Genomic DNA, 11,862 nt, shown 5'->3' with positions numbered 1-11,862 from the left:
GCGTTGGCGGTTTTTGCCAAATTGCTGCGGGTATCTTTAGAATCTTCCATACCTCAAAGACACAATCCGACTAAGACTCAACAAACGAAATGTTTCCGTGCCGTGGACTTTTTCGTTCGAATGGGCACCGATGTTCGGCTGCCGTTGATGAGTTTCATCATTCCTTCGTTATCCCCGAGACGATGGGATCTCTGAGTCCGGAGGCATTAATCGATATGAGAAATATAAGCAAGACGGCAATGAGATTTTGAATAATCCTTGAAGATTAGTCGGTAGAAATGGAGTCCGTTCCGTCCGGCCACAGCGATTTGTGATTACGATAACATTAATATGGGAACGGAGTTCCAAGACAAACGGTTATTCATGTGAAGGCAAATTGGCGAGAGGGTTGCGGTCCTTTCGAAGTGGGGGTGGAATTATGAGAGTCGTCCCGATAAGTTCGATATTACGGATTTTGATAATTGTCATAGGTTTTTTCTTGTGTTCTGGTTGCAAAGGGAAGTTTTTTAACAAGACATACATTAATGATCGCGCCGGCAACAGCAACCTGAGCAGAATATGCATCACCCTGCGAGCCGAAGGGGCGGATAATGTTTGGCCTGAAATGGATTCGAATGATGGATGGTATGGAGGGAATGAGCCAGTTGTAACTTTGCTCGGTAATGACGAATTCTCACTCGCTTGGAATGTAAACATACCATCTAGCGGGTCAATTCATATTGGCGGGGCATTTGCGCATAAACACACCGTAGCTCCACTCAGATTACACGTCGAATGGGAGGACGGATGGAGTCTGGATGCGGGAATCGAAAATCTGGAGGTTCAAAATATAGGTCCTGGAGACTATGAAATGTGGGTGGGAAATTACATTGATTGTCCCGATTGTATAGAAATCGAAGAGCTTCAATGGGCCGTTTCATTAATGCCGCTGGGCCTGGAAAACCTAGTTTGGGATGATCCCATTTTGGAATCACTTCCTTGGGAAAATATCATCGATGGAAATTCTATCGTTCTTTGTCCAGGGGACAAAGTGGACTTCGATATCCCCGATGAGTTGATCGTGGGATATGCTAGGTGGTCCTGATTTGTTGGACAGTCTTTCCTCTTGGTTAAGGTGGACTCCCGCCTGTTGATCACGCCGCCATTATTTCACAATACACCTCCATCGGTGTCTTGTCATCAAAGGCGGAGTGGGGTCGATGGTCGTTGTAGTGAGTCATCCAGTTTTCAATTCCCTCTCCGGCTTCCAGGCCGTCTTCCCAATCCTGCAAATAAACGCACTCGTATTTCAAAGACCGACATAGGCGCTCGATGAATACGTTGTCCATCCAGCGGCCTTTGCCATCCATGGAAATCTTGCAGCCGGCCTTCTTGAGTTCGCCGGTGAAATCCTCATCGGTGAATTGACTCCCTTGATCTGTGTTGAAAATCTCCGGTGTCCCGTATCGGGCCAAAGCTTCCCGTAAAGCCTCCACACAAAACCTCGTGTCCAAGGTGTTCGATAATCGCCAAGAAAGAACCGCCCGAGTCGACCAATCCATGACGGCTACCAAATACATAAATCCCCGGTTCATCCGGATGTAAGTGATGTCGGCACACCAAACCTGATTCGGCCGGTCGATCTCAAGCCCACGAAGCAAATACGGATAGATCTTGTGCTCCGGATTTGGCTTGGATGTCCGGGGCTTCTGGTAGACCGCTGAAAGACCCATCTTGCGCATGAGACGCCGAACCCGATGCCGGCCGACCTTACGCCCCTGTCGCCGGAAATGACGCGCCATCTGCCGTGAGCCGGAATAAGGAGTCTTCAGGTATTGCTCATCGATCAAGCGCATCAGCTCAAGATTCTCCGCATTCTCACCCTTCGCTCGGTGGTAGAAGGATGATCGGGGAAGACCTACCAATTCGCATTGACGCTGTATACTAAGCCTCGGCTCCTCTGAATTCATCAAGGCGACTCTCCGATCCCGGCTTAACGCCCGAACGCCTTGGCTAAAAAATCATTTTCCACCGTCAGCTTGCCGATCTTGGCGTGAAGCTCCTGGACCTCTACGTCACGAGAAGCGTCATTTCGATCTCTCTTCTTGGAAAACACGTCAGGCAGACTCTCCTGGGCGATGCGCTTCCATTGGGCAATCATATTCGGGTGGACTTTGTGCTTGGCGGACAGCTCAGCCATAGTATGAGCCCCTGATAGGGCTTCCAGGGCCACCATGGCCTTAAATTCCGCTGAGAATTTCCGTCGCTTCTTCATTGCTCCATCCCTCCTCATTGAGAGCTTGGAGCCACCTTAGCATACTGTCCAATTTCCTGGGACCATCTCTCAGGTCACGCTGTTCAATCTGGTATCATAGAGCCGATTTCAAAGTGTGGAATCGGCCAGGAGATAGTCAATGATATTAGATCGGATGAGACTTGTAGAAAGTACAACCATTGCCAGCTTCTGGCTTTTGTGGGAAAATGCTGACATTGAATAGAAAAAGTAAGAATCGAGGTTTGCGCCAAGTATACCCGTCTGTTACCAGAACGCTGGAATTGCAGGCTTCAAAATTGGTAAGAAAGAAAAGCGTCATGCCCTTACCTCTGCGAATCGCAATTCGTTCAGCTGCAGGCATAGTAATAATTCTACTTTTGTATCTGATTGAGTGGATATTAATACCAAGGGGCGGCACTTGGACGGAGGGACATTTGGGGATAGTTTTTTTATTCTTTATCCCTTTTCCAATGATTGTAGGGGGTTTTCTCTTTGGATACCTCTCCTTCCCGTTGCTCGAGAGTCGCATATCTCTTTATCTTATTAGCGATCCTGCGATCTATGTGTTCGTGGGATATATAGCAGTAGAAGGTGGCACAATTATGACTGCTGTCGGGCTTTTTGGTTTTTGTGTGCTTGTACCCTCCAGTCTTGGTATCACACTGGGGGCTCTATTGTATAAGAAATTGCAAACTCTGTAAGAGGATTGGACCAAGAAGCCAGATTAGCCAGACGAGGTCTAACGTCGCGCCGTCCCCCTATGATTCCGTCCTGCCATGCAGGCCGGGAAGATGTCATTCGAATTGGCCAATCCCTCACATAGTAGCGCACTTGAAACTCTCAAAAACCATGCCATACTTTATCACTTCCCAATTACGAGGCTGGAGTAATATCTGATTTTGCTTGTAGGGTAGTGTCCAGTATTTTTCGCACTTTTGTTTGTGATCCCAAAATCCAGTGCCTTTCCAAATTAACTTACTTCTAGCTTCTCCTCCGCGGATTCATTGGTTTCACTCATCAAGCCAATATCAAGATACCTCCTCGAGCCCCAGTTTGTACCGGCGATGTGACGAAGCCGAGCGGCGACGAGCATCAAGGCTGAATTGCCGTCGGGAAACGCCCCGACGACTCGGGTGCGCCTCCGGATTTCCTTCATGATCCGTTCCATCGGATTGTTGGTCCGGATCCGTCGCCAATGCTCCCGAGGAAACTTGTAATACGTTAAGGTCTCCTCAATTCCCTCTCGCACGATTTGAGCGGCTTTGGACAACTGAAGAGACTCAAGCTTGGCGATCACGGTCGCGGCTTCTTGCGGGCCTCCTCAGTGTCTTCCTGGGCATGAATCGCCTTCAGCATGGCCGCCACCTCACGCACACGACCCCTGGGGACAACTTTGAAAACATTGCGATAGAAGTGGACGATGCACCGCTGCCAGTCCGTCTCAGGATAACAATCGCCCAAGGCTTCGAGTAGACCCAGGCACTTGTCACTGATGAAAAGCCGGACACCCGACAAGCCCCGGGATTTCAAGTGCCGGAGAAACTCCAACCAGCTGGCCTTGTCTTCCTTGGCTCCTTCGCAAACGCCCAAAATCTCACGGAAACCATCCGACGAAACGCCAATCGCTACCAGCACGGAAACGCTCTGAACCTCGCCGCCCCAGCTCCGCTTCAAATAGACACCGTCCACATACACATAGGGATGCCGGCCGGTTATCGGCCGATTCCGCCAGGCCTCGATCCGACCATAAATCTTCTTGTTCAAGCTACTGACCGTGCTCGGACTCACTCGGGTGCCCCACAGGGCTTCCGTGATGTCCTCCACGCGGCGGACCGACACCCCGGCCAGATACATCTCGACCAAAGCCTCCTCAACCGAACTCTCCCGACGGCGATACCGCTCGATGATCGCTGTTTCAAACGGTAACTTGCGAAGTTTCGGTACTTTGAGGGTCACCTTACCCACACCCGTCTCCAGAGATCTCGCAAACGACCCGGCGCGCGTATCCCGGCGCTCTTCCGTTCGCTCATAGCGCTGGGCCCGGCAGAGCCGGTCGGCTTCAGCGTCAAGAAGCCCATTCAACGTTTCTTCCACCGTCCCTCGCACAATCTCCCCAAGATGCTCCTGTACTTTGGCCTCATCAATCTGTATGACTTTTCCCAATTTTGGCGTAGAATCCTTTTCAGACATGGTGGTCCTCCTTCTGGCTTATGGTTTGTCCGAACCACAATTACACCAGATTGGGGACCACCTTTCTTCATCTAAATGTGCGAAAATTACCGTACGTTATCCTTGTAGAATGCTGACGGGAGCTTTTTCATGTATGAATCGATTCTGGGGTAACATGTTTGTGATTAGGATTATTGTTGAGCCATTAAAATAAGGCTTCCTCGATCCAGAGAGGTTTCCAAAGAATCGCCCATAGGCTGAATGAGGTAATTCATAAATTCTATTGACATGGTTTGATCGATGACCTAGTATCCTCCGTATGAAGTAAGGGGTCTGACAATCTTATGATCTTGAATTTGGGATTTTCCAAGGACTTCTTTCTACGGAGGTGACATGGGGTGTTTTTTTTGCGCACCATGCGGAATCCATTTCCTTCGTTCTCTCCTGATCTTTCCCTTCAACACATCAACACCTAACCCTTCATTTGCTCCTAGAGGAATCTAGAAATGAATTTGAATTGGATAGTTATACGGGTTTTGATTGTGGTGCTCATTCTTGTCATGTTGCTCCTTACCCCATCCCTGACTCGCGCCGAGGAGGGGGCAGTAGCCTGGATTCATTTGTCGGAATCTCTATTGCAGCCTCAGGAGGGTGGGAGAGATAATTATTATATTGGTGATGGACCTAATATCTTCGCCTTCCTTTACGTAGATAGTGTGCCGGGTGGTTTTGTTAGCGGCCAGGAGATAGCCTCTAAGATTGTCATTGATGACGCCTCGATTATAGTCGAAGGATTTACACCTATTGGGCGTTGGGGACCCGAATACTCGCCTCTAGATGAGTTCTCAGAATGGCCAACATTGCCTGGAGAACCAATACCTGCCGCGATTGGGTATTGGACACTTAGGTTTCTGAATGGAAGACGGTCTCAAGCACAGATATCATTAGTACATTACACAGGTTTTGATGGGCGAGACTCAACGGTTATTCCTGCAATTGCATTGACTGGAACTGGCACAGCCGTCCCAATTCGGTCTTTGTATGGAGCAGGGATTAATTGTCATCCACCGGAATCACACAAATATGAAGATGAAAATCCATTAGTTCAGCTCACTTGGCGGGATCGAAATGATCGAAAGAATCGAACTAAGTTTCCCGGCGGGAGTGATTGGGGAAACCTTAGATTAGATATTCTGTATCCCGGTCGAATAAGGTGGGGGGAATTAGGCGTTGTAGTCAGAGATGGTGAAGGTTTGATTCGAGAACCGATCTTTCACCTTGGACCTGATAATAATCCTCTGGCAATGAATCATGGGTGGATTGCAGATCCTCCTGAGGACGGTCCTGGGGGGCCCTGTGGATACTTCTGCTTTGAGCACCCTTCAGGAAAGAGTGCGCGACGACTTTCAATTGATATTCCCATCAGGCTACCAGGATCAAAGCGTCCTGCAATAATCCAAGTTCCTTGGGTGGTGCTCGAGACCCCTGGGAAGGTGAGGGATACGCTCTGGGCATCAATGCCGGATGCTGAAGTAACAATTCTTGAGGGAGCCTCTGCGCCGGAAGCACTAATACAGGCTTGGACACCACGTCGAATACAGGTTGGCAAGCCTCTTAATATGACTGTTCTTGGGGATGATCTTGATAATTTGAGGGGTTTTGGTCTCAATTCAGATCATAATGGGTATTCAGGGCTCAGTATGGAGGTTCTTCGCGATGGAAGACAAATTAATCTATCTCTAGCTTCTGGAATCTCAGAACCTGGGTTCTACAGGCTACAAACACAGGATGTGTGGGGTAATCACCAATCAACCCGAAGAGGAATACAGGTTCGTCCTCGCAATGACGGATTAAACGATCGCCCAGTTGAGCCGGGAGGTAGAGATCGTGATAATCCTTGGTGGTTGGAGAGCGTTGATGCAGATTACATTATTGTAACACCTGATGAATTAGATGATTTCGCGGACCTACTCGGAGATTTTATCACAAACACCAGAAAGTACCGAGTTGCTCTAATGAGGCTTTCGGAGATTGGCGAGAACTTCGGGATTGGAGGTGTTGCTGATTCGTTGGCCATCAAGATGGCACTTGCCCATGCGTATTGGAACTGGGAGACACAACCTCTATATGCGTTGTTAATCGGAGACGCTGACGAAAACGGGCAGGATATCTTACCTACACCACATAAAAATTACGATCATTCAACCGGTCACGACAAGACCTTTGCTTATGATTTTTGGTACGGTGATATTGAAGAGACATCAGATAATAATCGTGAGATTGTAATTGGTCGTCTTCCTTGTACAACATTTCAAGATATTCTAAACTATCGGGCCAAATTATATAGTTATGAATCAGAAAATACAAGAGATCTTGTTAGTTTTATTGTAGGCGATGCATATATAAATACGAATAATGCCAATAGACGCGCTGCTGCTGAGCGCCTGGTTGCATATATCAATAATATGAATGGTGGCTTAACCCCGGAAGCTATATTTTCATTTGATTATCAGCAAGCTGGTGGTGATTGGAAAGAGGCAGGGCGTCAAGATATCATTGAGATATTTAATGGTACATTTTATGGCGTATCTCCGGCAATAGTAGATTTCTTTGGGAATAATAATGGTTACTGTGTTGTAACATATTTTCTTAGCCTCGAACCTTGCGTTGACAGCAATTTCAATTCATCGCAGCTTTCTAATTCTGGTGCTCTGCCTGTAATATTCTTAAGTACATGTCTTAATGCTGCTTTTGATGAGTGGTATTCCGTTCCCGAGGATTTTCTATTGACGCCTAACGTGGGAGCTGTTGCTGCCGTAGGCAGAAGCCATGTGTCAGATGCTGATGCAAATGAAGTGCTTCAAAAATTGTTTTACCTAGAACTTGATCAAAACAGTAACTCAAGTTTGGGTTTCCAGTTGAATGGTTCAGTAGAAGGATACATAAATAGTCCTTATTGTTCAAGCTTCGAGAAGAAGTGGACTGCAGAGATGACTACTATCTTCGGGGATCCATCCCTTGTGGTACATACTTCTCTTGAATCAACAACTCTCATTAGCTCATTTGAAGCAGCCGGAGCTGTTCCTCGGCAGAATGTATTGGATGAAGCCGAAGGATGGGTGTCATCTAATCTTGAAGAAGATTGTTCAATAACCAGACTTGTTCATAGCGGTGTTCATGAATCTTGCTGCAATGGATTGCCCGAGGACGACATTATGGCTGTCGAAGGTCAAAGGATGATGCGTTTGTGCGCGAGGCATGTCTCTGACGGACAGCCAGAAAAAGGAGCCTGGTCGATATTTAAACCCGCGGATACCAGCATCAATTCTCAGAAGGCCATTCTTTCCTATTGGATATATCAAGAAAGAGGACCCTCAGGCCAAGGGAAAGTATTTTTGGACCTTATAACTGAATCAGGAAGAAAACTTTCCGAATGGCCGATAACGGACCAATATGGGAATCTCTTTGATCCTACACAAAGGACATTTCCACTGGGAGAATGGCGCCATGTACATGCACGAATTGGATCTGAATGGTTGGAGGAGCGAATCGAGCGAGTTGTCCTTCGTTACGAGGAACCAGCGAATAGTAACAGCGATGTTCGAGCCTACATTGATGAACTCTTTATTGGTGAATGGACTGAGGGCACTATTGAAGGTGAGCAGAACTTAATACTCAATGGTGATTTCTCGGTGGATATGAATGCAGATAATCGACCGGAATTTTGGACCGGACCTCATACGAACCTCCAGGCCCTCCCTGAGGCATATTGTGTTTTTGACGGAATCCTTTTATCACCGGATGTTGGAAGCCCGGCAATAATGACTCAATTGCTGCCCGAGATGTTTTATCTCCGAGATTGCTATGATCTCCATTTTCTAGTAAAGGGCGGAGACGGTAATACGACCCTCGCCGTTCGGTTACGAAATCTAGAGACCGGAGAGGTTGAGAGCGAGTACTTCTTCTCACCAACAACAGAATGGGTTGAGTATTCCGAATATCTTTCTGCTGGCCCACCTCCTACGATTCTTGAATTTGAGGTGGTAGAGGGCTCGGCGATAATTGATAAAGTAAGAACAGAGCAATGCAACACTACTGGACCGATTATACCGGATGCTGAACATAGCATCAGACAAGAATTTCAAGCTTCGCCGAATCCCGCGATGAATGTCATCCGCTTGAACTGGAATCATCCAAGCCATACTCAGTGGAGTGTCGACGTATTCTCTCTCGATGGTCGAAGGGTACATCATCAGGCTGTGGAATTGATGGATGGAAATACAAGTGTTGATCTGAATATCAATGCTGGAAGTCATTCAGGGCTTCCTTCCGGTGTCTACTTTGTTTCTGCAAAATCAGGTGATATTAGATATCAGAGCCGCGTGGTGTTAGTGAAATAGAGGAATATAAATAATGCGAATAACATTGATCTTATTTCTGATTGCATTTAGTGGAAGTTATTCCGTGTCCTTTGCGATTGTGGATTGCCCGGATTTATGCACTGATCCTGAAGATGTAATATGTGTAACGGAATTACTGGATGCCTTTGAACCATTTATCGAGTTTGTTGATGAAGGTCCAGGACCGGAGTATTCTCGCACGGAGTATCCTATTTATTTTGATGATGATCTATATGTGGAAAACAATCGGGAAGATCTTCCTGGTGTGTTATCCCCGAAAGTTCTTTACCGGCAAGCAGTTAGGTTGATAGATGTTGATCTTACGGAATATTGGCTTTTGGAGTATCACTATTATTATCCAGCCAATTGCATATTGATGTATCGATAACTGGCAATGGGTATACTCATGAGCATGACTGGGAGTGGATTTATATAATTGTAGGTTGGAATGAAGTCCTTAATTGCCATGTGGGGTTTGCCGCTGTATTATCGGCGCACTCAGCACATAATCGTGATGCAATGATGAATCAATCGCGTACATACCTATTTCCTAGAGTTGTATTGAGGGATCTCATGGAATATCCATATCTCAGTCATAGCAGAGTCCTTTCAGATGACTGGATATCGGATGAAACTGATATAAGCACCATGTTAACTCGGGCAGGAGTGAAAGTACACCCTATGGGGAATGAAATGTCGGAGCTTGCAACCGCGCCCAGCGATCATGGTTTTGAAGTTGTAGATGTAGTACCGAGGGGATGGGAATTGGGAGAAGGATGTGGCGAAGGTGATGAAACATATATGTGCTTTGGAGATCCACAAAACTGCGATGTCACCATTTTTGATATATGCCATAGTGAATCGGAATGTGAGGATGAGAAATATGTTCCTTGGGCGAGAGATGGATTGGGAGAAAATTCACCAGTACCTTACTATTTCAATGTTCCGGAAACTATTGCGATTGAAGGGGAATACGATGTTGAGATAGGGAATGTCGAATTCAGTGTAATAGGCCAGCCAGGGGAGCTATTGGTAAGTTGGAACTGGTTCCATTCTCGACCAAAACCAGAATCATTTGTCCTAATTACTCGTTCTGAAGATGGAAGTGGATATTGTAGAATTGGTGAAATTGTAGAAAATGGCTCTGTAAAGTACAATTGTATAATTTCAGATTGTACAGATCAGAGGGAATTAATCACGGATAATTGGAGAATATGTAGCTCATGTCTGACGGAAGGAAACACCGCAGGGAACAGCATCGAACTTTGGGTGAAGTGGCCGTCTGGCAGAGTCAACAAATTGGCAATGTCAGAGCCGATTCTAGATGATACTATTGAGATATCTCCCAAATTGGGCATAAAGGGAAATCCGGTTCACAATTTCTGCAATATTAGTTATTTTCTACCCAAAAGAAATCAACTTTCATTAAGTGTATATGATATTCATGGTCGCAGAATTAGAGAGTTATATGCGGGTACTAGTGAACCGGGTTGGCATTCATCAACCTGGAATATTAATAATGGGGAGGATAGTTCCCTTGCTAGCGGAGTGTTTTGGGTTTGTTTAGAATGGTCCGGTGGGATGGTAACGAAGCAAGTTACAGTACTAAAATAAAATGGAGCTACTATGCGGATAACTTTATTCTCAATAATGGCGGTAATGCTTTTGGGTCTTTCTCTCGGATCCTTGAGTGGGGATGAGGTCTCCCAAACAGAATATGAACAAAAATTCGAGGCTCTCAAAAGTAAGCAAAGTAATTTGAATCCTCGGGAGTTGAAATCTGATTCTGAAATAGCCCAGATACGCCTTGAGATTGAATCATTAGGAGAAGAATATCTGAATCTCTCAACGCAATCACCCGACAGTATTCATTACTGGGCGACAATTAATGAGGCGGCAATGGCCTATTTACTTGCCTCAATTCCTTATTCCAATACGCCACGTAATGATCCGATAAGATTTGAGCCTGGATCTGCATGGGAAAAGTACCATGACTGTATTTCAAAACTATTAGATGCTAGAATTTCCGCAAATAACAAATATCAGCATTCATTTTCCCTGAATCTTCTCTCGATAATTGAATTGACGGAGGCGTGGCCAGTTTTTGGTCCTCAATATCTTTCGAAGGCGCGCGAAGTGTTCGAGGAAACAAGTGATCCACTCATAAAGGTACGAACTGGTGCATATCTTTTTTCTGTTCTTTGCCTTACGAACTGGAAGGAAGCATGCGAGATTGCTGATAACGTCATTGCTATTGAGGTGTCAATTGATCCGGAATCAATCACAGATGCAAGGATATTATTTGTTTCGATTGAGAATATGAAAAACATATTATATCAAGTATTAATCGCATGGAAACAAAATATAGAGGATGCCCTAGGTATGTATAAAGCAGAATATGGAAATTATCCATCCGAAGAAATTATGCTTGACAGTGTTAAGCTTTGGCAGCTATTGAGGCCGTACTGGAATAAGGTGATCGATAACAGTCAAGAAGATTGGCAAGTAGCCGAATGGATGGATCTTGAATCTAATCGATTGATCTCTAGTCTAGGGCTCAGGATTGTGCATGTTAACTGGTATGATGGGGAAGATGGAGTTTTTATTCCTAGTTTAGAATTCATTGATATATATCCGGAAGAGTGGCAGAGGGGCTATGGCATTAAGTCCGTAGAAGCTCCATGGTATCTGCGTTATGAGGAACGGAAGAGGAAACTAAGAATTACCGAATGATTTATCTGGGTAAGCGCTCAGTAAAGCTTCCAATTACCCACAAATATTACTATGGGATCAATTCATTTGCCTCTCCTTTTTGTTGTTTTACTGGATTCCTGCATCCAGGGTGCGTCGATAATGGACTGGCGCAGCAGTTTGGCAATTTGCCGTTGGAGTTTACGATAATTTCTGATTCGTTTTTTGCATTCCATAGCCGTCTGTCTGCTGATTGTCTTTGTCGTTCTTTTGCCGTCAATAAGGCCGGTCCATCGGTAATAGATACCGTGAAGGCGGGGCGGATCGCCTTTGCACGCACAATGTAAG

At 45.9% G+C, this 11,862-nt stretch carries 8 protein-coding genes and 1 pseudogene; 6 read left to right on the top strand and 3 right to left on the bottom strand.

Annotated features, from left to right (window positions below):
* Positions 1 to 418: 418 nt before the first annotated feature.
* Positions 419 to 1,084, top strand: coding sequence for a hypothetical protein (locus KJ970_03295; protein ID MBU2689926.1), 666 nt, complete (start codon positions 419 to 421; stop codon positions 1,082 to 1,084).
* A 49-nt stretch (positions 1,085 to 1,133) separates the two neighbouring features.
* On the opposite strand, the gene KJ970_03290 is transcribed toward KJ970_03295, so the two are convergent.
* Positions 1,134 to 2,254 (bottom strand): IS3 family transposase gene (locus KJ970_03290; GenBank protein MBU2689925.1). Its coding sequence is split into 2 segments (ribosomal slippage): positions 1,134 to 1,993 and positions 1,993 to 2,254, totalling 1,122 coding nucleotides; the frame shifts between segments, so codons are not numbered across the junction.
* A 206-nt stretch (positions 2,255 to 2,460) separates the two neighbouring features.
* Here KJ970_03290 and KJ970_03285 point away from each other — a divergent pair.
* Entirely contained in the window at positions 2,461 to 2,955 is a 495-nt protein-coding gene (locus KJ970_03285) for a hypothetical protein (protein MBU2689924.1), read from the top strand.
* Positions 2,956 to 3,224: 269 nt separating this feature from the next.
* Here the strand turns inward: KJ970_03285 and KJ970_03280 are convergent.
* A pseudogene (locus KJ970_03280) lies at positions 3,225 to 4,444 on the bottom strand (IS256 family transposase).
* A 485-nt stretch (positions 4,445 to 4,929) separates the two neighbouring features.
* Here KJ970_03280 and KJ970_03275 point away from each other — a divergent pair.
* Genes KJ970_03275 through KJ970_03260 form a run of 4 tightly spaced genes read left to right on the top strand, consistent with a single transcriptional unit; the run spans position 4,930 to position 11,556 of the window.
* The gene (locus KJ970_03275) at positions 4,930 to 8,823 is read left to right on the top strand and encodes a T9SS type A sorting domain-containing protein (protein MBU2689923.1); all 3,894 of its coding nucleotides are present in this window, start codon (positions 4,930 to 4,932) and stop codon (positions 8,821 to 8,823) included.
* Between the two features lie 13 nt (positions 8,824 to 8,836).
* Positions 8,837 to 9,211, top strand: coding sequence for a hypothetical protein (locus KJ970_03270; protein ID MBU2689922.1), 375 nt, complete (start codon positions 8,837 to 8,839; stop codon positions 9,209 to 9,211).
* Entirely contained in the window at positions 9,154 to 10,437 is a 1,284-nt protein-coding gene (locus KJ970_03265) for a T9SS type A sorting domain-containing protein (protein ID MBU2689921.1), read from the top strand. Before KJ970_03270 ends, KJ970_03265 begins: the two co-directional genes overlap by 58 nt.
* A 12-nt stretch (positions 10,438 to 10,449) precedes the next feature.
* A complete protein-coding gene (locus KJ970_03260; GenBank protein MBU2689920.1) occupies positions 10,450 to 11,556 on the top strand; it encodes a hypothetical protein in 1,107 nt (368 codons plus the stop codon).
* Between the two features lie 49 nt (positions 11,557 to 11,605).
* Here KJ970_03260 and KJ970_03255 read toward each other — a convergent pair.
* Positions 11,606 to 11,862, bottom strand: a 257-nt coding sequence (locus tag KJ970_03255; GenBank protein ID MBU2689919.1) for a hypothetical protein, incomplete at its 5' end; no start/stop codon positions are given.

It is taken from the genome of Candidatus Eisenbacteria bacterium (assembly GCA_018831195.1).
In the GTDB taxonomy this organism is placed as follows: Bacteria; Eisenbacteria; RBG-16-71-46; order CAIMUX01; family JAHJDP01; genus JAHJDP01.
This window is presented reverse-complemented; position numbering and strand designations above follow the sequence as displayed.